Source organism: Devosia naphthalenivorans (genome assembly GCF_003056355.1).
GTDB classification, from domain to species: Bacteria; Pseudomonadota; Alphaproteobacteria; order Rhizobiales; family Devosiaceae; genus Devosia; species Devosia naphthalenivorans.
In genome coordinates this window covers 60666-83406 of record NZ_PYVW01000008.1, presented here as the reverse complement: position 1 = coordinate 83406, position 22741 = coordinate 60666, and the positions used below count along the sequence as shown (strand labels likewise).

The following is a 22741-nucleotide window of genomic DNA, read 5'->3' as shown; positions in this document are numbered from 1 at the left end:
GCGGTCGGTGGCAACCTCGCTCCGTTGTGCCAGGATGGGACGAGGCTCACCTGCGAGGGTTCATATGCGGTGGAAGGTGGGCGATGGAGCCCGCCTGTGCCGCACTAGAGCGCGAACAGCACTGATCAGCGGCCGCAACAAACCATCGCTTTCTTTCCGTGGCGCGGGTTCCAGTGCGGGGGCAGGGCGCTCCCAGGCATCGAAATAGATATTCTTGAACAAATAGCTGGCGGGTATCATCATTCTTCTCCATTGTTGAATCGGTTCAAAACGCAGATACAGCTACTCCTTGAATCGATTCAAATCATACTCCTCCGGGCCGCCAAGTCAAGGCAAATTTGAATCGGTACAATAAGTTTGCTAGCCTCGCCTCTCAATCATGAGGCCCGTTTTGCCGAGAAGTACCGACAAGACCATCAAGCTCAAGGACGTAGCCAAAGCCGCTGGCGTGTCCCAGGGCACAGCATCCAATGCCTTCAGCCGTCCCGAAATCGTGCGCGAGGAAGTGCGCGAGCATGTCCTCAAGGTCGCGCGGGAGCTGGGATATGCCGGGCCAAGCATAACCGGACGCTTGTTGCGGGCGGGGCGGGTTAATGCCGTCGGTGTCGCCGCCATCGAGCCACTGAGCTATTTCTTCAAGGATCTTTGGGCCCGTCACCTGATGGACGAGATTTCTCGCATCTGCGACGAGCGCGGGGCAGGGGTGGCGCTGGTCTCAGCCCTGAGCGACGAGCGGCTGGACTGGAATATCCAGTCGGCGCTGGTGGACGGCTTCATCCTTCTTTGCGTCGAAGGCGGCGAGCGGCTGGTGGAAATCACCCGGCAGCGCCAACTGCCCTATGTCGCCCTAGCGATAGGCGCCGACGACAGTTCGATCCCCGCAATCGGCGTCGACAATGTGGGGGGCGCCCGCGCCGCGGCCGAGCACCTGATCGGCCTGGGGCACAAACGCCTGGCGATTCTCTCGACCGCACTCAGCGATGACCATAGCGGGCTGGTTACGGAACGGCAGGTCGATGAAGCGCTCTATTCCACCTCCCGCAGCCGAGCCCAAGGCTATTGGCAGGCCATGGACGCCGCGGGCATCGCGCGCAACACCGTGCCGGTCTTTGAAACCCGCGAGAACCAGGCCAGCACCCATGCCGGAATGGCGGAACTGTTCGACAGCCCCAAGCCGCCCACGGGCATACTGGCGATGTCCGATTTGATCGCCATGCACGCCGTGGACTGGCTGATCCAGCACGGGTACAGCGTGCCGGGCGACGTTTCGGTCGTCGGTTTTGACGGCGTGCCGGAGGCGGCGGTTGCAACGCCCAAGCTCACCACCATCGAGCAGCCCATGGCCGAGATCGCCCGGCTGGCCGTGGAGGCGGCGCTGGGCGGAACGCAGGTCACCGGCCGGCGCGTGCTGGAGCCGCGCCTGGTTATCCGCGAAACCACCGCGCCGCCCCGCGATTGAGCAGTTGCCCGCCGCCGCAGGAGCCCTTATCAATTCGCCCGATCTAGGGGAGGCTGGTTTGGCGTTTTTGTCTGATGCTCTGGCGCGCGTGGCGCCGTCCGCAACGGTTGCGATCACCCAGAAGGCGCGTGTCCTCGCTGCCGAGGGCCGCGACATCATCGCGCTGGCCGCCGGCGAGCCCGATTTCGACACGCCCGCCAATGTGCGCGAGGCAGCCGCCCGCGCCATGAACGAAGGCAAGACGCGCTACACCAATGTGGACGGCATTGCCGAACTCAAGGAAGCCGTCGCCGCCAAGTTCCGGCGCGACAATCGCCTGGATGTCACGGCGGCCGATTGCTTCGTGTCCTCGGGCGGCAAGCAGATCATTTTCAACGCCATGCTGGCAACGCTCAACCCCGGCGATGAAGTCGTGGTGCCTGTGCCCTATTGGGTCAGCTATCCTGAAGTCGTGCGCCTTTGCGGCGCCGAGCCGGTGTTCGCTGTGGCCGATGCGTCTACGGGCTTCAAGCTCAGCCCCGAAGTGCTGGAAGAATCGATCACACCTGCCACCAAATGGCTGATCCTCAACACGCCATCCAACCCCACCGGTGCCGCCTATAGCGCGGCCGAACTGCGCGGGCTGGCCGATGTGCTGCTGCGCCATCCGCATGTGCATATCCTGACCGACGATATTTACGAGGTGCTGGTCTATGACGGCGGCACTTTCGCTACGCTGGCGCAGGTCGAGCCCGCCCTGCAGCCGCGCACGCTGACCATGAATGGTGTGTCCAAATCCCACGCCATGACCGGCTGGCGTATCGGCTATTGCACGGGTCCGCGCCCCTTGCTCGCCGCCATGACCAAGCTGCAGGGGCAGTCGACCACCAATCCCTCATCCATTTCGCAATGGGCAGCGGTGGAAGCGCTCAACGGGCCGCAGGATTTCCTGGCCGAATGGCGGCAGGTGTTCCAGCAGCGCCGTGATCTGGTGGTGCAGGGCCTCAATGCCAATACCGGGCTCGATTGCCTGACCCCGGAGGGCGCCTTCTACGTGTTCCCGTCCTGCAAGCGGCTGCTGGGCAAGACCAGCGCCGCCGGCACAAGGCTCGAAACCGACGAAGACTTCGTCATGGCGCTGCTGGAGGAAACCGGCGTAGCCCTGGTCCATGGGGCCGCCTTTGGCCTGCCCGGCCATTTCCGCCTGAGCTATGCAGCCTCGAACGCCGAACTTGAGGAAGCCGTGCGGCGCATCCAGAGCTTCTGCGCGGGAATCGCGTAGCGCTCCAGCGTCTGCCTCCAAAAGCAAAAAAAAGGCCCCGCCCGAGGGGATGGGCAGGGCCAGCAGTCATCTGCCGAAGCGTCCGACTTTGGAGGGGCAGCACCACGAATGCTGCCAATTTACGTTCGGAGTATTGAACCTCGCAGCCTCATGCGACAATCCGCCCATATGACAGTGCTGCCATGCAAATTCCGTAGCGGGGCTGTTTCATCTCCCCTTGAGCAAAGGGTTCATCAACCCTTGCCAGCGGCGTGATGCAATCAAAAACCCCGTGTTGCCCTCGGGCTTGACCCGAGGGCCGTTCAGGGAGCCCTTACCGGAGAGCGGTGTTTGCGGAACGTGGCCCTCGGGTCAAGCCCGAGGGCAACACGGTGGGTGGGATAAATCTGTGTGCGTTACCACCGCGTCATTCCCGCGAAAGCGGGAACCTCCGTTGGCGATGGTTGCGAGGGAAACAGAGGTTCCCGCTTTCGCGGGAATAACCCGATGGAAAAAACGATAATGACCCGGTGGAAAATGCACAAAGCACGTCCGCCAACCTCCCCCCCTCAGATCTGGCCCGGACCAAAAAAAGAGGCTCCAACCGAAGTTGGAGCCTTATGATAGGGCCGAAGCCAAATCTGAGTAATAGCCCGGCGCAAGGGAGGAGGATATGCACCGAACCGGGTGGACCCAAGCCGAGGGAGGAGGATACGGCCTAGATCCGATGTCGCCTAAACGCGGGTCCGAGGGAGGAGGATACGGAGCGGCGTCACCGGCGACAAAGCCAATATAGGTTTTGACCATTTGGTCAGCAATAGAAAGGTCAACATGCCTGCCATGCATTTTAGCCTGCGGCAACCTGTCAACCAGACGTCGTAACTGCTGACGTCCGAAGATAAAACGCCTGTTTGCCGATTGGGTTCCAGACTGATGCGGGTTGAACCGGCGTGCTGCAGGGCAAAAAAAAGGCCCTGTCCGAAGACAGGGCCTGAAGACCAGGCCGAAGCCAAATCCGAAGTCTTGGCAGAGAGCAAGGGAGGAGGATATGCGCTCTGCCGGTGAGCCTTGATCGAGGGAGGAGGATACGATCGCGGCTCGGTGTTGCGATGCGGGGTCCGAGGGAGGAGGATAGGGAGCGCGCCTCAGCAACAACTGCAATATGTACTCTATCGGATCAGTCGACAATACCCCAGGGGGCATGTCAGCCATGCATCGAACGCAGCAAGGGGGCAAAAAAATATGGCCCCGCTCGAGGGGAGAGCGGAGCCATAAAGTGACGGGAGGGAAATCCCGCCAGGAGGGAACGCAGGGGGCGCAAGGGAGGAGGAGGGAAGCGCCCGCTGTGTGATGCCCATATAGTCGGCAGGTGGCAGCCTAACAATTGGGCTCGTGGCATGTTTGATATGCAATCAACGCATGCGGCCCGGGAAACGCCTGAAAAGCGTCCCGGAGGCCTTACAGCCAGCCACGCCGCTTGAAAAATAGATATGGCAGGATGGCCGAGCAGATCATCGCGCCAATCGCCAGCGGATAGCCGAATTGCCAGGACACCTCCGGCATATGCTCGAAGTTCATCCCGTAGATGGACGCAACCAGCGTGGGTGGCAGGAAGATGACGGCGGCCACCGAGAAGATCTTGATGATCTGGCTCTGCTCCAGGTTGATCAGGCCCAGCGTCGCATCGAGCAGGAAATTGACCTTGTTGGACAAAAAGCCGGCATGGTCTCCCAGCGAGGAGGCGTCGCGCTGCAGGATCTTGAATTCCTGCCGGATTTCCCGCGTGACCTTGCTGCCGGTGTCCCGGGTCTGGTGAAAGGTTGTCAGCCGCAGGATGCTGACGAGGCTTTCCCGCACCAGCGTCAGAATATCGCCCTTGTTGCCGATCTTTTCGATCAGGGCTTCAAGATTGCGCGCCTTGCGGGTGGCGCCCTTGACCCGGGAGCGGAACACGTCGCGCGAGATCGCATCGAGTTCGTCGCCAGTGGTTTCCAGCGCCTGCGCCAGACGGTCGATGAAGGCTTCGAGCAGCCCGACCATGACAAGTTCGCCGTTCAGAAGGGCACGCCCGCCGGGGCGAACGGCGCTGGCTTCGAACACTTCGAACGCCTTGGGTTCGCCATAGCGGATGGTGACAAGTGCGGTGCCGGTCAGCACGAACGTCACCGGCACCTTGATCGGGTCCTGCTCGTGCATGTTGGCGAGAACGGTAGCGGTCATGAACTCGGCATCGGCTTCGTTATAGAGCCGGGCGGACGGTTCGATGTCCTTCATTTCGTCGCGCGTCGGCACCAGTATGCCGAGGGACGCCTCCACGAAAAGCTCTTCCTCGCGGGTCGGATTGAGCAGGTCATACCAGATGCCCTGCTTCAGATCGGCATTGTCGGAAAGACCGTCCGTGATGGCACAGCTGAGGTGTGTGCCGGACCCTGTGTAGATGCGGAGCATTGTCGAAGTCCTTCGCCTGGGCACCCAGTGCGCAGGGCATTCATGGCATCACTGCGTCAGAAGCTCCACTCGCGCGCCTTGGCGACGAGGAAGTCGCGGAACACGCCGACGCGCTTGGAATTTTTCAGGGCCGGGGGATAAACGAAATAGGCCTCATAAGCGGGCAGTTCGATTTCCGGCATCACCTGAACCAGGCCGTCTTCTTCCTCGGTCACGTAATCGGGCAGCATGGCGATGCCGATGCCGGCGCGGCAGGCCTGCATCATGCCGTAGATGGCGTTGACCTTTAGCGCGGCGCGGCGCGGGCTCGAATCAGTGCGTCCCATGCGCTCGAGGTAATTAATGTCCCCCAGATAGGAGGGAACAGGTTCGCCGAAGCTGATGACGCGATGATCGTCGAGTTGATCGGCGCTCGCAGGCAGGCCGTGTTCCTCGATATAGCTGTTGGATGCATAGAAGTGGTTGTGCACCGTAAACAGCTTGCGCTGGATCATTTCGGACTGGTTGGGGCGATGCAGGCGAATGGCGACATCGGCCTCACGCATGGCGAGATCGAGTTCGGCGTCGTTGAGCCGGATTTCGAGCTGGATCAGCGGATAAAGCTTGAGGAATTCGTCCAGCCGCGACGACAACCAGGTGGAGCCGATACCCACGGTGGTGGTGACGATCAGCGGGCCGGTGGGGACGTCCTGGCTTTCGGACATCTGGGTTTCCACCTGCTGGAGTTCCCAGTGCATGCGGTGGGCGGTGCGGAACAATTGCTCGCCGACTTCGGTCAGCACCAGCCCGCGGGCGTGGCGGATGAAGAGCTTGAGCCCCAGATCGTCTTCCAGCGCGGAAATCTGCCGGCTGACCGCCGACTGGCTCATGCCCAGCTTTTCAGCGGCATGGGTGAAGCTGCCCGACTCGGCGGCGGTGTGGAAAATTCGCAGTTTGTCCCAGTCGAGCATTTTGACGCTTTCTCGTTAGGTGGGTGAGGGCGACTACTCCGCCGCTTCGGCAAGTTCGTGTTCAGCCAGGTATCGTTCAGCTTCCAGCGCAGCCATGCAACCCATGCCAGCGGCAGTGATTGCCTGACGGTAAACATCATCGGTAACATCACCGGCAGCAAAGACGCCGGGGACATTGGTTTCGGTCGTGCCTGGCTTCACCTGCAGGTAGCCGCCCGGCTTCATGTCCAGCTTGCCCGCAAAGATCGACGTCGAGGGCGCATGGCCAATGGCGATAAAGATGCCATCGATTGGCTGTTCGTAGGTGCGGTTTGCGGCAATATCGCGAAGGGTCACCGAATTGACCGATGGCGGCATGGCCGAGCCGCCAATGTCCGCGATCTCGGTGTTCCAGCGCACTTCGATCTTGGGATTCTTGAACAGGCGATCCTGCAGGATACGCTCGGCCCGGAACTCGTTGCGGCGATGCACCAGGATGACCTTGGACGCAAAATTGGTGAGGAACAGCGCCTCTTCGACCGCGGTATTGCCGCCGCCGACCACCAGCACTTCCTTGTTGCGATAGAAAAAACCGTCGCAGGTTGCGCAAGCCGAAACGCCGAAGCCCTGGAATTTCTGTTCACTGGGCAGGCCAAGCCATTTCGCCTGGGCGCCCGTCGCGATGATGATGCTGTCGGCCGTATAAATCTCGCCGCTATCGCCGGTGAGCACGAACGGGCGGCGATCGAAATCGACGCTGACGATGAGATCGTGCACGATTTTCGTGCCGACATGCTCGGCCTGTGCCTTCATCTGGTCCATGAGCCAGGGGCCCTGGATGACGTCGGCAAAGCCGGGGTAATTTTCCACATCGGTGGTGATGGTCAGCTGGCCGCCGGGCTGCAGGCCCTGGATCATCACGGGCTCCAGCATGGCCCGCGCCGCATAGATCGCGGCCGTGTAGCCGGCGGGGCCGGAACCGATGATAACGACTTTGGCGTGCATTGCAGCGCTCTCCGACAATAGGCGTACTCACCCCGCGCTAGTTAAAGGCCGAAGGCGAACGGTTTCAAGACATAGCGTTCCACAACCGCCAAGCAGCTGTGGAACGCGAGGAAATGTCGCACCACAAGAGGCATTGGCCCCTGGGACTGACTTTAAATATACTGGATTTTGATGATCTCGTAGCTCCTGGAGCCGCCGGGAGCGGAAACCTCGAACGAATCGCCTTCTTCCTTGCCGATCATGGCGCGGGCAATCGGGGAGGAAATCGAGATGCGGCCGGCCGAAGCATCCGCTTCGGGATCGCCCACCACCTGATAGGTTTTTTCTTCCTCGGTATCTTCGTCGATATAGGTGACGGTCGCACCGAACTTGACGGTCTTGCCGCCTATCTTGCTGACGTCGATGATGTCAGCGAGCGCCAGGATGGTTTCGAGTTCCTTGATGCGGCCTTCGTTGAGGCTCTGCTGCTCCTTGGCAGCGGAATATTCCGCATTTTCGGACAGATCGCCATGCGCGCGCGCTTCGGCGATGGCCTCGATGATACGCCGCCGCTCATTTGCTGTGCGGTGCTCAAATTCGGCGGTCAGCGCCTTGTGGCCGCCAATCGTCATCGGGATCTTGTCCATTCATACGCCTCCAATCGGCACGGCCAATATAATAGCTTCACCCTCAGCCAAAATCCGTTCGGCGTGCGCTTCAGGAATAGTTCTGAGGGGAGATAGCCGCAAATTGCCCGCCCGCCGCGTCGCGGTCAAGCGGTCAAGCCGGTGTGCCCATCAAGATGGGCATGTTTGCACCGGGATTCAAGCTTTAGCGGTGCCAAGTGGAGGTTTTGAGGACGGGGGCAGGCTCCCGCTTCGTGCGAGAGCCTGTGCGCTACTACTGCGCGGCAGATGCTTCGATCACGGCGCAGGCGGTGCGGTCTCCGGAATTGCCGGAGGGATCGGTCATTTGGTCATCGGCGGCGGCATGGATGACCAGCGCGGTTCCGTCCTCGTCAAAGACATAGGCGGGGTCACCTTCGCTCAGTGAAATCATTTCGCTCGTCAGCTCGACGGCGACGGTTCCATCCTCGGCGGCGGTGACGTTGGGCAGGTCGCCGGCATGGGGACCTTCAGGGTTTTCCAGGCCATGCTTGTGCTCGGTCGGGTTGAAGTGCTCACCGGCGGATTCGAACTTGGTGGCGGCGTCGCAATCGCCGGTCTGGTGGAAGTGGAAACCGTGCTCGCCCGGGGTCATGCCCGTCAGCTCGCCGGTGATGCTTACGCTGCCCTCGCCCTGAGTCAGGGTCACGGAGCCCACTTCGGCACCCTCGGCGTTCATGAAGGTGGCGGTGGCGCCTGCCTGGTCCTGGGCAATGGCGGGCACGATCAGCGCTAGGGTTACTGCAGCGCTCAGGACTAGTTTTTGCATGGTCTGTGGTCCTTCGTAATGGGGTTTTGATTGCCGCTCTAACGACCGGAGGGGCAGCGCGTTCCCTGCAAGGCCGCTTTGGTCCTGCATCGGCAGCAAAATGTCTTGTGTGGCGGGCGTGCTGCGGAAACAATGGCGCCAGGATTTGCGGGAGACAGTACGTGGCCGACACCAGCCATATCGTGGGTGGGGGACCCAAGAAGGTTCTCTATACCCTGGCGACGATTGCCCGCATGGGCGTCGGCAAAGCCGGCAAGGCGCTGACCGCCAAGAACACCTGCAAGGCCTGTGCCTATGGCATGGGCGGGCAGCGCGGCGGCATGACCAACGAACTCGATGAGTTTCCCTCCGTCTGCAACAAGAGCGTGCAGGCGCAATCCACCGATATCCAGCCCGCCATCCCGCACGAAATCTTCGAGCACAATCTGGCGGATCTGCAGGAGTTGACCGGCCGCGAGATGGAGCATCTGGGCCGCCTCGGCACGCCGCTGTTCAAGGCCAGGGGCGCGGACCGTCTCCAGCCCGTGGATTGGCAATTTGCGCTCGACCATGCCGCCAGCAAGCTCAAGGCCACCGACCCGCGCCGCAGTTTCTTCTATTCCTCCGGCCGGTCCTCCAACGAAGCCGGCTTCCTGTTCCAGCTGCTGGCGCGCGCCTATGGCACCAACAACGTCAATAACTGCTCCTATTATTGCCACCAGGCCACAAGCGAGGGCCTCGCGACCACCATCGGCAAGGGTACGTCCAGCGTCGAGCTGGAGGATCTGACCGGCGCCGATTTGATCTTTGTGATCGGTGCCAATCCCTCGTCCAACCATCCCCGCTTCATCCACATGCTCAAGAACTGCCGCGAGCGGGGCGGGGAGGTCATCGTCATCAACCCGGCCAAGGAGCCGGGGCTGGTCAAGTTCGCCGTGCCCAAGTCGCCAGGCTCGATGCTCAAGGGCGGCAGCGAAATCGCCTCGCTCTATGTGCAGCCAGCAATCGGCTCCGACATTGCCCTGATGAAGGGCATCGCCAAGGCTGTGCTGGAAGCCGGGCACGAGGACATGAGCTTCATCGCCGCGCATAGCAGCGGCTTCGACGCTTTCCGCGCTGACCTCGAGGCACTCGGCTGGGACGAAATCACCGGCGCCTGTGGGGTCTCGCGCGATGAGGTCGAGGAAATTGCGCGCCGCTACGGGCAGTCGCAAAACGCCGTTTTCGCCTGGGGCATGGGCATGACCCACCACATCCACGGCGTCGCCAATGTCGAAGCCATCGCCAATCTCGCCACCCTGCGCGGCATGGTCGGCAAGCGCTTCGCTGGCCTGCTGCCGTTGCGGGGGCACTCCAATGTGCAGGGGATCGGCACCATCGGGGTGAAGCCGGTGCTCGCCAAGGACGTGCTGGCCAAAATGGAAGCCGTGTTCGGCGTGCAGTTTCCGCCCGAGAAGGGCTTCGACACCATGGCTTGCCTCAAGGCGGCCGAAGCGGGCGAGATCGACAGCGCCGTCATCATGGGCGGCAATCTGTGGGCCGCGACGCCGGACACAGCCTTTGCCAGCCGGGCCATGGAGGCAATCGGGTTCAAGCTCTTCCTCACCACCACCCTCAATCTGGGCCATGTGCATGGGTTGGGCGAAGGCGAGGTGCTGATCCTGCCCGTCACCGCGAGGGACGAGGAGTGGGAGCCCACGACGCAGGAATCCATGTTCAACTATGTGCGCCTCAGCGATGGCGGCATCCGCCGGCTGGAAAATGTGCGGCCTGAAAGCTGGATTCTTGGCGAGATCGGCCAGCGCGTGCTGCCGACGTCGCCCATCGATTTCAAGGCCTTCAGTGCACATGGAAAAGTGCGTGACGCGATCGCGGCCATCGTGCCCGGCATGGAGGAACTGGCCGATATCGACGTGGCCAAGCGCGAGTTTCATATCAAGCACCGCGTCATGCACACGCCTGAGTTCGGCACCCCTGACGGCAAGGCCCATTTCGTCGTGACTCCGTTGCCTGCCGCGCCCAAGGCGCGCCTGACGCTTGCCACCATGCGCAGCGAAGGCCAGTTCAACACCATCATCTACGAGGAAAAAGACAGCTACCGCGGCGGCGCCGGCCGCCATGCGGTGTTCCTGAGCAAGGCCGACATGGCGGCTTTCGGTCTCGACGAGGGGCAGGCGGTTACCCTTGCCTCGAACGCCGGCCGCATGCCCGCCATCGCCACAGCGTTCGATCTGCCCCCGGGCAGCGCTATGGCCTATTACCCTGAAGCCAACGTGCTGGTCGGCACCGAAGTCGACCCCCGCAGCAAGACCCCGGCGTTCAAGTCAGTGCCGGTTTGGATCGAGGCGTAGGTTGGTGGTTGGACCCACGCTATCCCCCACAAACACGGTGTCATCCCGGCGAAGGCCGGGATCCATCCTGAGATGGCAGTCTTGCCGCAAGGTGGATCGTTCGAACGATCTTCGCCGTGGCGCAATCTCAGGATGGACCCCGGCCTTCGCCGGGGTGACACCGAGGATGTGGCGCCAATAGCGCATCCCTACTCCTTCGGTACTACCGGCGGCGCGGCGGGTGCGGCTGGTCCAAGCAGCATTGTCGTGGGTTTCGTGCCCAGCAATTCCTCTGCCGCCGCCTTCACATCAGCCACCGTCACCGCCTCGATCATCGCGTCGCGTTCGGTGATGTAGTCGGCGCCCATATCCCGCAACTGCAGCCCTACCATGGTGTTCGCTATCGCGCTCGATGAGCCCAGTTCATTCAGCGCATAGGAGCCGATGACATATTTCTTGGCCGCCGCAAGCTCTTGCTCCGTCGGCCCGTTCTCTGCCATTTCGGCCACCACATCCTTGATCACGCCAAGTGTTTCGCCGGCCCGATCCGCATTGGTCGAGGTACCGATCACCAGCGCATTGGCATGCTTGAGATTGAGCAGGTTCGCGCCCGCGCCGTAGCTGAGCCCGCGCTTTTCGCGCACCTCCTCATTGAGCCGCGACAGCATGCTGTCCCCGCCCAAAATCTGCGTCATGAGATAGGCCGCCAAGAACTGTGGATCGCTGCGTTCCACGCCGGGATAGGCCATGTAAATTGTCGTCTGGGGCAGGGGGTATTCCACCGCCAGATCCTTGCCCAGCGCCAGCGGCACATCGGGAACCGGCTTCAGATCAGGCTTCTCCGGCAGCGCGCCAAACAGATCATCCAGCACCCCTTTGGCGGTCTCGGCATCAATCGCCCCAACTATGCCGACATGCAAATTCTCCCGGGCAAACACCGCGCGGTGGAAGGCCCGCAAATCATCGGCCGTGATGGCGGCCAGCGTTTCCGCCGTGCCCTCCGCCGGACGGGCATAAAGGTGATCGCCATAAATGGTCTGCGCCCAGAGCTTCTGTGCTGCCGTGCGCGGGTTCTTGGCGGCGGCGACAATGCCAGTCACCAACTGCGCGCGCATGCGATTGATCGGGTCCTGGTCGAAGCGCGGCTCCTGGATGGCCAGCTTGAGCAGGCCAAACGCCTCGTCCCGCTGGTCGGCCAGCATGCGCATCGAGCCGTAAACCGCGTCGAGGTCCGAGCCGAACGCCATTTCGGCGCCCGCATCGTCGAGCCGGATCTGGAACGTCTCGCTGTCCAGATCGCCCGCGCCTTCATCGAAAAGCGCGGTGATCAGGTCAGCCAGCCCTTCCTTGCCCGCTGGGTCCTGCGTGGCGCCGCCTTCGAAGGCAAAGCGGATGGTGATGATGGGAACCGAATAGTCCTCCACCAGCCAGGCATCGACCCCCTTGGAGGAGGTGATTTCCTGGAACTCGACAACGGCGTGTGCCGGCGCGGTCAGCAAAAGAGCGGCAAAAACAAAGAAGATCGGGCGCAAGGCGCGGGCAAACATCATGGCGTGCTGGCTTCCTGTTCGGCTGGCAGCAGATAGCTGGTAACGGCAATAGATGGGTCGAGATATTTTGCGGCGACGGCCTGCACCTGTTCGGGCGTCACCGCGCGAATGCGGTCGGGCCATTCGGTGATGTCTTCTACGCTGCCGCCATTGGCAAGCTTGCTGCCATAGATATTGGCCATGCTGGCCTGCTCGTCGCGCGCAAAGATCAGGCTGCGCACATAGCGCATCTTGGCACTGTCGAGTTCCTTGGCTGTGATGCCGTCTTTAATCAGCCGTTCCAGCTGCTCGTCGACCGCGGCCTCCACCTCGGCCAGTGTATGCTCGCCCTGCGGCGCGCCATAGATGGTGAAGGCGCTGGGGTCATAGGCGCCTCCGGAATAGCCCGCGCCGGCACCGGCCGCGATGCCGGTCTTGACCACGATTTCCTGGTAGAACCGGCTGCGGGTTCCCCCGCCCAGGATTTCGCTGAGCAGGTCCAGCGCTTCGGCCTCGCCGGGCTCGGCGGTGCGATAGCTCGGCACCACCCAGGCATGGGAAAAAGCGGGCAATCCCACCCGTGGATCGGTGAGGGTGATGGTGCGGGCGGTGTTGTGCTCGGGTTCACTCGGACGCACGCGCGGCGGCAGATCGGGCCCGCGCGGCACTTTGCCATAGCTGGCTTCTGCCAGGGTGCGGACGGTTTCCGGGTCCACATCGCCAGCCACCACCAGCACGGCATTATTGGGGGCGTAGTAGCGCTTGTAAAACGCCGTCGCGTCCTCTGTATTGAGCTGCTCCATTTCGTGCATCCAGCCAATGGTCGGGATGCGATAGGGATGGTTCTGGAACAGTGTCGCCGTCACCTCTTCTCCCAGCAGGCCCTGCGGATTGCTCTCGGTGCGCTGGCGCCGCTCCTCGATCACCACGTCCCGTTCGGCGCCGATGATCTCCGGCGTCAGCACCAGGCCGCCCATGCGGTCGGCCTCGAAATCCATCATGGTGGCCAGCGCTTCGGGCGGAATGGTCTGCATATAGGCCGTCACGTCCGTGGTGGTGAACGCATTGTGGCTGCCGCCCAGTTCATTGACGACGCGATCCAGCTCCCCCGCCGGGTGGCGCTCGGTGCCCTTGAACATCAAATGCTCAAGGAAATGGGCGATGCCGGATTTGCCTGGCTCTTCATCGGCGCTGCCCACCTTGTACCACACCATGTGGGTAACGATGGGCGCCCGATGATCGGGAATGACGACCACCTCGAGCCCATTGTCCATGGTCCAGTTCGCGATCTCGGCTTGCGGCGGCGGGTCTTGCGCCAGCGCCGGAACGGCGAGGGCGAAACTCAGGGCAAGCGCCAGCAGGTCGCGAAAGATCATGGAGGGCTCCGGAAAAGACGAAAGGCAGGACGGGCAGCAGTCATTGCTCAACGGGGCTGAATTGAGGCCGGTTGCCCTTCATGCCCGCATCCCTTAGATACGGGCCCAAATCCCTCAATGCCAAGGACCGCGCCGAATGGCTCGCCAGTTTATCTATCATATGCACGGAATGTCGAAGGCTTATGCCGGTGGCAAGAAGGTGCTCGATAACATTCATTTGAGTTTCTACCCCGATGCCAAGATCGGTGTGCTGGGGCCCAACGGCTCCGGCAAGTCCACCCTGCTCAAGATCATGGCTGGCGTCGATACCGAATTCCAGGGTGAAGCCTGGGCCGACAAGGGCGCCCGGGTCGGCTATCTCAGCCAGGAGCCCGAACTCGATCCGGCGCTGAACGTCCTGGGTAACGTCATGACCGGCGTCAAGGAGAAGAAGGCCATCATCGATCGTTACAACGAGTTGATGATGGAATATTCGGACGAGACGGCCGACGAAGCCTCGAAGCTGCAGGACCAGATCGACGCGGAAAACCTGTGGGATCTGGAATCGCAGGTCGAAGTGGCCATGGAAGCGCTCGGCTGCCCTCCGGGCGATGCCGATGTCACCACGCTGTCTGGTGGCGAACGCCGCCGCGTGGCATTGTGTGCCCTGTTGCTCTCCAAGCCAGACCTGCTGCTGCTGGACGAGCCCACCAACCATCTTGATGCCGAGACCACGGCCTGGCTGGAGCGCCATCTGCGCGAGTTCGAAGGCGCCGTGCTGATCATCACCCACGATCGCTACTTCCTCGACAACGTGACGGGCTGGATTCTCGAGCTCGACCGCGGCCGTGGCGTTGCCTACGAAGGCAACTATTCCGCCTATCTCGGAGCCAAGGCCAAGCGCTTCGCCCAGGAGAAGAGCGAAGATGCGGCCCGCGCCAAGGTGCTGGAACGCGAACGCGAGTGGATGGGCCAGAGCCCGCAGGCCCGCCAGACCAAGTCCAAGGCCCGCCTCAAGGCCTATGACGAACTGGTCAAGATCAACGACGCCCGCACGCAGTCCTCGACTGCCCAGATCATCATTCCGGCCGGCGAGCGGCTCGGCCACAACGTCATCGACGTCGAGGGTCTATCCAAGTCGTTCGGCGATCGCCTGCTGATCGACAATCTCAACTTCAAGCTGCCCCCCGGCGGCATTGTCGGTATTATCGGTCCCAACGGCGCGGGCAAGACCACGCTGTTCAAGATGCTGACCGGCCAGGAAAAGCCCGACGCCGGCTCGGTCACCGTCGCCGAGAACGTCAAGCTTGGTTATGTCGACCAGAGTCGCGACAGCCTCAACCCGAACAAGACCGTCTGGGAAGAAATCTCGGAAGGCGACGAAGTGCTGATGCTGGGCAAGCGCGAGGTCAACTCACGCGCCTATACGTCCTCGTTCAACTTCAAGGGCGGCGACCAGCAGCAGAAGGTGGGCAATCTTTCTGGTGGGCAGCGCAACCGCGTGCACCTGGCCAAGATGCTCAAGTCGGGCTCCAACGTGCTGCTCCTCGACGAGCCCACCAACGATCTGGACACCGAAACCCTTGCAGCGCTGGAAGAGGCGCTGGAGGAATTCGCCGGTTGCGCCGTGATCATCAGCCACGATCGCATGTTCCTCGATCGTCTGGCCACGCACATGCTGGCCTTTGAAGGCGACAGCCACGTGGAATGGTTCGAAGGCAATTTCGCCGACTACGAGGCCGACAAGATCCGCCGCCTCGGCGCCGATGCGGTCAATCCAAAGCGCGCGACATACAAGCCATTGACGCGCTAAGATATTTGGGCGGGCACATTGCCCGCCCTTTTTGCTGTGGGGGCACGAGTGAAGTTTTTGGGGGGCGTCCTAGTTTGGGGCGCAATGACGGCGCTGGCTTTTGCCCAGCCCGGACAATGCACGGTGACCGGCTATGGCACCTTTGACTGCGATGTGGCGGTGGACGGCGGCGGCCTGAGTTTTGCCTTACCCGACGGGGATATTCTGGCGTTCACGCTGGTGGAGCCGGAATTGGGTATTGGCTATGTGATTGCCAGCGATGCCAAGCCGGGCCAGAGCCCGAACGAAATGGCTGGCTTTGCGCCGGTGGCCGACAAGCCGGGCTGCTGGGCGCGGGACGAGTTCGAGTTCTGCGCCATGGTGTCTGCAGGAGAAGGCATGTGATCGGAGAGGCTTTTTCCGTTCCGGTTCGCGGCGGTTCCCTTGCTGCGGCGCAGACCGGGGAAGGGCTGCCCGTGGTGTTCCTGCATGCCGGCGTTTGCGACAAGCGCATGTGGGAAAGCCAGATGGAGGCCGTGGCCGAGGATGGCTGGCACGCCATCGCGTATGACCGGCGCGGCTATGGCGAAACCGATAGCCAGGACGTTGCCTTCAGCCATATCGACGATCTCGATGCCGTGCTGCGCGCGCTCGATATTCATGCCGCCGTTTTCGTGGGCTGCTCACTTGGCGGGGGCCTGGCGGTGGATTTTGCCCTGCGCTATCCCGGCCGGGTGCTGGGGCTGGTGCTGATCGGCACCTCGGTCACCGGTTCACCATGGACTGCAACAGAAGCGGAAAGCCAGATCGAAGCCGCCGAAGAGGATGCGTTCGAGCGCGGGGATCTCGACATGCTCAACCGCGTCCAGGCGCATGAATGGCTTGATGGTCCGCGCGCCCAAAGCGGCCGTGTCGGCGGATCGGTACGCGAACTGTTTCTCGATATGAACAGCAAGGCGCTGGGCAAGCCCGGCCTCAGCCAGGAGGAGCGCCCGCCCGAAGCCTGGAGCCGGGTGGGCGGCGTTGGCGCACCCACCATGCTGCTCGTCGGCGACGAAGATTTTACCGCCATCATTGAACTGCACGACTACCTATCCGAAGAAATGCCCAACGCCTTCGCCGCCGTGCTCGAAGGCGTCGCCCACATCCCCAGCATCGAACGCCCTGATCTCGTCAATTCCCTGCTGCTCGAATTCCTCGATGCCATCGATGGTGTGGATGATGATGAGGATCTGGAGGATTAGTGCGGTGACAATTCCCCCATCCACAATTGCTGCCCTCGGACTTGATCCGAGGGCCTTCTCCCGTTTGTGCCGTGTTGAGGGTGGCCCTCGGGTCGAGCCCGAGGGAAGCGACTGTGAGTGGGGAGCCTCAGCTATTGCTCACCTCTCCACATTTCTTAAGCCGCAATGATCCCGTCGAAATGCTGATCCAATTGCGCCGTCGGCAAATTGGTCAGGTCCTTGTTCAACTCCGCGACGACGGTCTTTTTCACCGCCGGCGAAATCGCCTTGCGGATTTCGCCCAGCGCGATGGGCGCAGCGGCGATAATGAGCCGATCGAATGAGCCTTTCTGCTGATGCCGATCGAGGATCGCAGCCAGCGATTTGACGAAATCGGTTTCGCGCTTGTCTACGGGATTGGTCTGGGGCTCCATCGATCCGCCCATGCTGCCGCGACCTGGACGGTCGGTGACGATATCCTGCGCCTGCAGCGGTTCAATCGCCCAATCGAGACCTTCAACTTGCTTGAACCCCTTGCCCGGACCGGTGTTTTCAAGGACGCGCCCTTGCGCGCCGTCAGCGATCAAAACCCAGGTGACGGTCGTCTTCATGTGTAGCTCCTGCTGGTATCGGTCGGATGCGCCAGAATAGGGCGCCACGGTCAACGCGGGGGCGCAGGAAAGGTTGGCAGCAATCATCAGCTTTCTTGACGGCGCCGATCACAAACTCTGATTGGCAGGGCAAGACCTCCACTGCTATCAGGCAGTGCATCCCGCTCGAGGGTGCGGAGGTTGCCTCATGTCCCTGCCTGAAGCTGCGCCAGCCGCGATAGTTCCACCCGGAGCGTCCGCGACCACCACGGATACGCGCAACGGCGTCATCGCAGCGCTGGTGGCCTATTTCGCCTGGGGCTTTCTCCCTATCCTGTTCCGCCAGCTCGATTCGGTCGGCTCGGTGGCTATCGTGGCCGAACGAACCTTGTGGTCGCTGGTGCTGCTCGCCATCATCCTGGGCTTCATGGGCGGCTTCGGCGAGGTCCGGGCGCTGCTGGCAGACCGCAAGCGCGCTTTGGTGACGCTGCTGTCGGCGGTGCTGCTCGCCGGCAATTGGCTGCTTTACGTGTGGGCCGTGGAAACCGGCCAGGTACTCGAAGCCAGCTTTGGCTATTTCATCAACCCGCTGGTCAACGTTGCCATGGGCATGGTGCTTCTGGGTGAGCGGCAGAACCGGCTGCAGACGATTTCGATCCTGATCGCCGTCGTTGCCATCGGCATCCAGGCGGTGGGCCTCGGCGCCATCCCGTTCGTGGCCCTCGGGCTGGCGCTGTCCTTTGGCTTCTACGGCTATTTCCGCAAGACGGCGCATCTTGGTCCCGCCAATGGCCTCTTTGCCGAAACCCTGATGATTGCTCCGGCGGCGCTCGGCTATGTGATCTTCGACATTGTCAGCAACGGCGTCGGCCCTCATGCCGACCCATATTTGATGACCCTGCTGGTGCTCACCGGCCCCGCGACTGCCGTGCCGCTGCTGCTGTTCGCCTATGCAGTGCGCCGGCTGCGGCTGACCACGATCGGCATGTTCCAGTACATCGCGCCCTCGATCCAGTTCCTGGTCGCGATCTTCCTGTTCGGCGAACACCTCAATGGACTGCGTCTCCTCAGCTTCGCGCTGATCTGGCTGTCGCTGATGGTGTTCAGCTATGACAGCTTCAGGCGGCGGGCGAGATAGCTGTCACGCCCTCATGGTTCGACAGGCTCACCATGAGGGCTACTGAGGAACCAGGAGTAGACCTCATCCTGAGCCTGTCGAAGGGCGAGGTCGTGCCTCCCGGATCAGCTCGACCAGCTTCTCGAAAATAGAGGCAAACGGCGTTCCCTCGCGCCACACCAGCGACAGCACGCGCCCCGCACCAGGCGACGCGAGCGCATGAATGGCGATGCGCGGATCTTTGGCTTCCTTGCGCAGCGCGATCTGCGGCAGCAAGGTAACGCCCTGTCCATTGGCGACGAACTCGACAATGGTGGAGAGCGACGTCGCGGCAAAGGTGCGGCCCGCCGGATTGCTGTCGAGGCGGCAGGCGGCAATGGTCTGCTCGCGGAAGCAGTGCCCCTCGTCGAGCAGCAGGATACGCTCGGGGGCCAGGTCCTTCAGCGCCACCGGACCATCGGTTTTTTCGGCGCTGCTGGTGGCCAGCACGAATGGGTCCTCGCAAACCACCCGGCTAACCAGCCGGGGACCTTGTTCGGGCGCCTGCGTGCCGATCAATGCCACGTCCAGATTCCCGTCCACCAAGCCATCGATCAGCGCCTCGGTGCGGTTTTCACTGACGGTGAAGCTCAACCGCGGAAGCTCCCGCGTCAGCACCGGAAAAATTTCCGGCAGCAGATAGGGCGCGACCGTAGGGATGAGGCCGAAGCGTATGGCGCGAGCGGGCTGGCCCGCATTGCGCTGGCTGAGCGCCTCCAGCAGGTCGGCCTCGTTCAGCACCTGCCGGGCCCGCGCGACGAATTCCTGGCCAAAGGGAGTGAGCCGCGCTCCTGATTTGAGCCGGTCGAACAAGGGTGCACCACAATCCTGTTCCGCCGCCTGGATCTGCTGGCTGAGTGCCGGCTGGCTGATGTTGCAGGCCTCGGCGGCCTTGCCGAAATGGCCGCTATCGGCCACCGCCACGATATAGCGCATCTGCTTGAGGGAAAATGCCATGATAGGTACAGCCTATCACATCGAGAGGATCAATCAATTTGTCTAATCGAATTATCTCGGCCAGAAGGAGCGCGAATTAGAACCGTTCCAAGGGGAGTAGCAGCCATGGTCGATAGGCCAATCATGACAACGAGCGCCGGTGCGCCGGTGCCGGACAACCAGAATTCCGAATCGGCGGGTCCGCGCGGGCCGTTGCTGATGCAGGACTACCAGCTGATGGAAAAGCTGGCGCACCAGAACCGCGAGCGCATCCCCGAGCGCGTGGTGCATGCCAAGGGCTGGGGCGCCTATGGCACGCTGACCATCACCAATGATCTGTCGCAATACACCATCGCCAAGATCTTCGGCGAAGCCGGCAAGAAGACGGATCTGCTGATTCGCTTCTCCACCGTTGCTGGCGAGATGGGCGCTGCGGACGCCGAGCGCGACGTGCGCGGTTTTGCCATCAAATTCTATACCGATGAAGGCAATTGGGACCTCGTGGGCAACAACACGCCGGTGTTCTTCGTGCGCGATCCGCTGAAATTCCCCGATTTCATCCACACCCAGAAGCGCAATCCGCGCACCAATATGCGCTCCAAGACCGCGATGTGGGATTTCTGGAGCCAGAGCCCGGAAGCGCTGCACCAGATCACAACGCTGTTCTCGGACCGTGGCCTGCCGGTCGCGCCGATGTTCATGAACGGCTATGGCTCGCACACCTATTCGTTCTGGAACGAACAGGGCGAACGCTTCTGGGTGAAATTCCACTTCAAGACCCAGCAGGGCCACAAGCATTACACCAATGCCGAGGCCGAAAAGGTCATTGGGCAGGATCGCGAAAGCTATCAGGCGCATCTGTTCGGCACGATCGATCGGGGCGAGTTCCCGCGCTGGACCATGCAGGTCCAGATCATGCCGGAGCTCGATGCCGATAAGACCACCTACAACCCGTTCGACCTGACCAAGGTGTGGCCGCACGCGGAATACCCGCCGATCGACGTCGGCGTGGTCGAGCTCAACCGCAATGCCGACAACTACTTTGCCGAGATCGAGCAGGCGGCGTTCTCGCCCTCCAACAAGGTACCTGGGATCGGCTATTCGCCCGACAAGATGCTGCAGGCGCGCGTGTTCTCCTATGCCGATGCGCAGCGCTATCGCCTGGGCACGCACTACAATGCCCTGCCGGTGAACCAGCCCAAGGTGCCGGTGCATCACTACCACAAGGACGGAGCCATGCGCTTCTTCCCCAACAACCCGAACCCCAACGCCTATTACGAGCCAAACTCGTTCGGCGGCCCGGTGGAAGACAAGTCGATCCAGGAGCCACCGCTGCGGCTCACGGGCGATGCCGACCGCTACAATCACCGCGACGGCAATGATGACTACGGCCAGCCGCGCGCGCTGTGGAACCTGTTCGACGACGCCCACAAAGCCCGTCTCTATGACAATCTGGCCGCAGCCATGGATGGCGTATCGGACGAAATCATCGAACGCCAGCTGGCCCACTTCACCCTGATCGACCCCGCCTACGCCCAAGGCATCCGCGCCGCCCGCGCAGCGCTGGCCGGCAAGGCCAAGGACACGATCTCTGATGGGGAAAGCGCCGTAGCGGCGGAGTAAGAGGAGGCGCGGTTTCGCATCACCTGCCGCGCGTCACCCTCGGGCGTAGACCCGAGGGCTCTGTACTTGCCGCAGCGATGTGAAGTGAAGAGCCCTCGGGTCTACGCCCGAGGGTGACGATCTGTGGTGAGGACCACCCACCCAACCCCATAAAATTTGAATCAAATCCAACCGCACCGTTTGACTACGTACGAGCGAGTTGGGTTCACATTGGTCCCCATCTTTCCACGGCAGGACCGGGGTGTTGGGCGATGAATACCGAACTTGATCAGGGCGCAAAGGCGTTTTCCAGCTTTCGCGTGTTGAACGGCGAAGACAACCACTCCGAGCGTGAGCACCTGTTCCGCAACATGGCGCAGCTATTCAGCTATGTGTCCGATCGCTGCGACGACGATCAGGTGGCCCAATATGACGAGGTGCTGTGCCGGCTGGCGGAGCTGGTCGAGGTGGAGGCGCGTGTCCATGTCGCCAAGCTCCTCGCACCACTGGAGCGGGCGCCGGGCACGGTCGTCGTCAAGCTTGCCAATGACGACATCGAGGTCGCCAAGCCGCTGCTGGAATTCTCCAATGTGCTGAGCGACGACGATCTGATCGAGATCATCGGGCACCAGAGCGAGGAACACCGCATCGCCATTGCCGGACGCACCAATGTGCCGGAACGCGTCGGCGAGGCGATTGTCGCCCATGGCAGCACCCCCTCGGTGGTTCGCCTGGTGCGCAATTCCAACGCCGAGTTCGACAAGGCGACGCTGCAAAAGCTGCTGCAGCGCGCCATGCAGGACGCCGAGATTGCGGCCGACCTGCGCGGCCGCCATGACATCGACTGGAAGTCGCTGCGCACCGAAATCGACAGCGCTTCGACCAAGGTGCTCGAAAATCTCGCCACCCCGACTCATTCGCTGGATCCTGTGGCCGCCGGCAAGGTCAATGCGGTGGTTTATAACCGCATGCGCAACCGCGCCGGCTTCTCGGCCACCGAGTGGAAGGTTGCCTACAATCAGGTAAAGGCGCTCAGCGATCGCAAGCAGCTCGATGAGCGCGCGCTGGCTCGCTTTGCGCGCTTCGGCTACGGCCACCATGCCGCAGCGGCCCTGTCGGTAATGCAGCGCGTCGCTCCCGAAGTCTTCGTCAAATGGCTCGCCAGCCAGGACTATGTCGCCATCACGGTGGCGCTGCGGGCGGCGGGGCTGGCACCCGACATGTTCGAGGCGATCTTTGCGACGCTCCCCTGGCGCGATCTGCCATCGGACGCGGACAAGGCCATGGTCCTGAGCCGTTTCGAAGCGCTGGACCATGACGAGGCCGTCAGCATCTTCCAGTTATGGCGGGCCCATTCGTTCCGTAAACGCGCCGCTACCGAGCACCGCGAAGCCATCGGCGCGTGACCCTGGGGTCATGGCACCGGAAGTGGAGAGCGGCGGGGATAACCCCGCCGGCTCGTCGTGTCAGTCGACGCGTTTTTCCTGGATGAGGTCGCCGACATTTTCGAATTCTTCGGGGTAGGCATCCACGATTTCCTTGGGATTGCCGGCGGCATATTCATCCTGCCTATCCCGCAGGTGCTGCATCATTTCCCCTGCATTGCTGTAGGTTGACCCGTCCACAAGTTCATACTGCTGGCCAGCGTTCTCGGGTTTGGAATCCGCGTGCGCAGCAGCAGTGGCGAGGGCGATCGTGGCAAATGCCAGGGCAACTGATTTGATCATGGCTATCTCCTAAAATTGCGGCTTGGGC

At 62.0% G+C, this 22741-nt stretch carries 19 protein-coding genes; 9 read left to right on the top strand and 10 right to left on the bottom strand.

Annotated features, from left to right (window positions below; genetic code table 11):
* Positions 1-391 precede the first annotated feature (391 nt).
* Positions 392-1459: a LacI family DNA-binding transcriptional regulator gene (locus C8264_RS11830; RefSeq protein WP_245893116.1), complete on the top strand. Its 1068-nt coding sequence runs from the start codon at positions 392-394 to the stop codon at positions 1457-1459.
* 58 nt (positions 1460-1517) lie between these two features.
* Positions 1518-2720, top strand: coding sequence for a pyridoxal phosphate-dependent aminotransferase (locus tag C8264_RS11825; RefSeq protein ID WP_108461186.1), 1203 nt, complete (start codon positions 1518-1520; stop codon positions 2718-2720).
* Between the two features lie 1437 nt (positions 2721-4157).
* Here C8264_RS11825 and C8264_RS11820 read toward each other — a convergent pair.
* From C8264_RS11820 to C8264_RS11800, 5 genes are all read right to left on the bottom strand, one after another.
* Positions 4158-5147 (bottom strand): magnesium transporter CorA family protein, encoded by a 990-nt coding sequence (locus tag C8264_RS11820; protein WP_108461185.1) that lies wholly within the window; start codon positions 5145-5147, stop codon positions 4158-4160.
* 56 nt (positions 5148-5203) lie between these two features.
* The gene (locus tag C8264_RS11815) at positions 5204-6097 is read right to left on the bottom strand and encodes a LysR family transcriptional regulator (RefSeq protein ID WP_108461184.1); all 894 of its coding nucleotides are present in this window, start codon (positions 6095-6097) and stop codon (positions 5204-5206) included.
* A 33-nt stretch (positions 6098-6130) separates the two neighbouring features.
* Positions 6131-7081, bottom strand: coding sequence for a thioredoxin-disulfide reductase (trxB, locus tag C8264_RS11810; protein ID WP_108461183.1), 951 nt, complete (start codon positions 7079-7081; stop codon positions 6131-6133).
* 152 nt (positions 7082-7233) lie between these two features.
* Positions 7234-7707 (bottom strand): transcription elongation factor GreA, encoded by a 474-nt coding sequence (gene greA, locus C8264_RS11805; protein ID WP_108461182.1) that lies wholly within the window; start codon positions 7705-7707, stop codon positions 7234-7236.
* A gap of 253 nt (positions 7708-7960) precedes the next feature.
* Positions 7961-8494, bottom strand: coding sequence for a superoxide dismutase family protein (locus C8264_RS11800; protein ID WP_205245670.1), 534 nt, complete (start codon positions 8492-8494; stop codon positions 7961-7963).
* Between the two features lie 161 nt (positions 8495-8655).
* On the opposite strand from C8264_RS11800, the gene C8264_RS11795 reads away from it, so the two are divergent.
* Entirely contained in the window at positions 8656-10824 is a 2169-nt protein-coding gene (locus C8264_RS11795; RefSeq protein ID WP_245893115.1) for an FdhF/YdeP family oxidoreductase, read from the top strand.
* A gap of 188 nt (positions 10825-11012) precedes the next feature.
* Here C8264_RS11795 and C8264_RS11790 read toward each other — a convergent pair whose 3' ends face one another.
* Both C8264_RS11790 and C8264_RS11785 read right to left on the bottom strand, forming a co-directional pair.
* Complete coding sequence (locus C8264_RS11790; protein WP_108461180.1) at positions 11013-12353, bottom strand: M16 family metallopeptidase; 1341 nt, start codon at positions 12351-12353, stop codon at positions 11013-11015.
* On the bottom strand, positions 12350-13708 hold the full coding sequence (locus C8264_RS11785; protein ID WP_108461179.1) for a M16 family metallopeptidase: 1359 nt from the start codon (positions 13706-13708) through the stop codon (positions 12350-12352). Before C8264_RS11785 ends, C8264_RS11790 begins: the two co-directional genes overlap by 4 nt.
* Positions 13709-13844: 136 nt before the next feature.
* Here C8264_RS11785 and ettA point away from each other — a divergent pair, with 136 nt between their 5' ends.
* Genes ettA through C8264_RS11770 form a run of 3 tightly spaced genes read left to right on the top strand, consistent with a single transcriptional unit; the run spans position 13845 to position 16723 of the window.
* Positions 13845-15500, top strand: coding sequence for an energy-dependent translational throttle protein EttA (ettA, locus tag C8264_RS11780; protein ID WP_108461178.1), 1656 nt, complete (start codon positions 13845-13847; stop codon positions 15498-15500).
* Between the two features lie 48 nt (positions 15501-15548).
* Positions 15549-15884 (top strand): hypothetical protein, encoded by a 336-nt coding sequence (locus C8264_RS11775; RefSeq protein ID WP_162783597.1) that lies wholly within the window; start codon positions 15549-15551, stop codon positions 15882-15884.
* Positions 15881-16723, top strand: a complete 843-nt coding sequence (locus C8264_RS11770) for an alpha/beta fold hydrolase (RefSeq protein WP_108461176.1) — start codon at positions 15881-15883, stop codon at positions 16721-16723. The genes C8264_RS11775 and C8264_RS11770 overlap by 4 nt, the downstream gene beginning before the upstream one ends.
* Before the next feature lie 155 nt (positions 16724-16878).
* Here the strand turns inward: C8264_RS11770 and C8264_RS11765 are convergent, their stop codons facing one another.
* Positions 16879-17313 (bottom strand): host attachment protein, encoded by a 435-nt coding sequence (locus tag C8264_RS11765; protein WP_162783596.1) that lies wholly within the window; start codon positions 17311-17313, stop codon positions 16879-16881.
* Between the two features lie 187 nt (positions 17314-17500).
* Here C8264_RS11765 and rarD point away from each other — a divergent pair, with 187 nt between their 5' ends.
* On the top strand, positions 17501-18430 hold the full coding sequence (gene rarD / locus C8264_RS11760) for an EamA family transporter RarD (RefSeq protein ID WP_108461174.1): 930 nt from the start codon (positions 17501-17503) through the stop codon (positions 18428-18430).
* A 63-nt stretch (positions 18431-18493) separates the two neighbouring features.
* Here rarD and C8264_RS11755 read toward each other — a convergent pair whose 3' ends face one another.
* Positions 18494-19405 (bottom strand): hydrogen peroxide-inducible genes activator, encoded by a 912-nt coding sequence (locus tag C8264_RS11755; RefSeq protein ID WP_108461173.1) that lies wholly within the window; start codon positions 19403-19405, stop codon positions 18494-18496.
* Positions 19406-19510: 105 nt separating this feature from the next.
* Between C8264_RS11755 and C8264_RS11750 the strand changes: the two genes are divergently transcribed.
* The gene (locus C8264_RS11750) at positions 19511-21007 is read left to right on the top strand and encodes a catalase (RefSeq protein WP_108461172.1); all 1497 of its coding nucleotides are present in this window, start codon (positions 19511-19513) and stop codon (positions 21005-21007) included.
* A 251-nt stretch (positions 21008-21258) separates the two neighbouring features.
* Positions 21259-22392, top strand: a complete 1134-nt coding sequence (locus C8264_RS11745) for a DUF2336 domain-containing protein (protein WP_108461171.1) — start codon at positions 21259-21261, stop codon at positions 22390-22392.
* Between the two features lie 60 nt (positions 22393-22452).
* Here the strand turns inward: C8264_RS11745 and C8264_RS11740 are convergent, their stop codons facing one another.
* Positions 22453-22713 carry a hypothetical protein gene (locus C8264_RS11740; protein ID WP_108461170.1) on the bottom strand — a complete coding sequence of 87 codons (261 nt, stop codon included), beginning with the start codon at positions 22711-22713 and terminating at the stop codon, positions 22453-22455.
* Positions 22714-22741 lie beyond the last annotated feature (28 nt).

What these genes read in the sequence shown, in the direction of transcription:
- C8264_RS11820 (WP_108461185.1), bottom strand. Translation starts at nt 5,147, where the DNA reads ATGCTCCGCATCTACACAGGGTCCGGCACACACCTCAGCTGTGCCATC.
- C8264_RS11815 (WP_108461184.1), bottom strand. Translation starts at nt 6,097, where the DNA reads ATGCTCGACTGGGACAAACTGCGAATTTTCCACACCGCCGCCGAGTCG.
- trxB (WP_108461183.1), bottom strand. Translation starts at nt 7,081, where the DNA reads ATGCACGCCAAAGTCGTTATCATCGGTTCCGGCCCCGCCGGCTACACG.
- greA (WP_108461182.1), bottom strand. Translation starts at nt 7,707, where the DNA reads ATGGACAAGATCCCGATGACGATTGGCGGCCACAAGGCGCTGACCGCC.
- C8264_RS11800 (WP_205245670.1), bottom strand. Translation starts at nt 8,494, where the DNA reads ATGCAAAAACTAGTCCTGAGCGCTGCAGTAACCCTAGCGCTGATCGTG.
- C8264_RS11790 (WP_108461180.1), bottom strand. Translation starts at nt 12,353, where the DNA reads ATGATGTTTGCCCGCGCCTTGCGCCCGATCTTCTTTGTTTTTGCCGCT.
- C8264_RS11785 (WP_108461179.1), bottom strand. Translation starts at nt 13,708, where the DNA reads ATGATCTTTCGCGACCTGCTGGCGCTTGCCCTGAGTTTCGCCCTCGCC.
- ettA (WP_108461178.1), top strand. Translation starts at nt 13,845, where the DNA reads ATGGCTCGCCAGTTTATCTATCATATGCACGGAATGTCGAAGGCTTAT.
- C8264_RS11765 (WP_162783596.1), bottom strand. Translation starts at nt 17,313, where the DNA reads ATGAAGACGACCGTCACCTGGGTTTTGATCGCTGACGGCGCGCAAGGG.
- rarD (WP_108461174.1), top strand. Translation starts at nt 17,501, where the DNA reads ATGTCCCTGCCTGAAGCTGCGCCAGCCGCGATAGTTCCACCCGGAGCG.
- C8264_RS11755 (WP_108461173.1), bottom strand. Translation starts at nt 19,405, where the DNA reads ATGGCATTTTCCCTCAAGCAGATGCGCTATATCGTGGCGGTGGCCGAT.
- C8264_RS11750 (WP_108461172.1), top strand. Translation starts at nt 19,511, where the DNA reads ATGGTCGATAGGCCAATCATGACAACGAGCGCCGGTGCGCCGGTGCCG.
- C8264_RS11745 (WP_108461171.1), top strand. Translation starts at nt 21,259, where the DNA reads ATGAATACCGAACTTGATCAGGGCGCAAAGGCGTTTTCCAGCTTTCGC.
- C8264_RS11740 (WP_108461170.1), bottom strand. Translation starts at nt 22,713, where the DNA reads ATGATCAAATCAGTTGCCCTGGCATTTGCCACGATCGCCCTCGCCACT.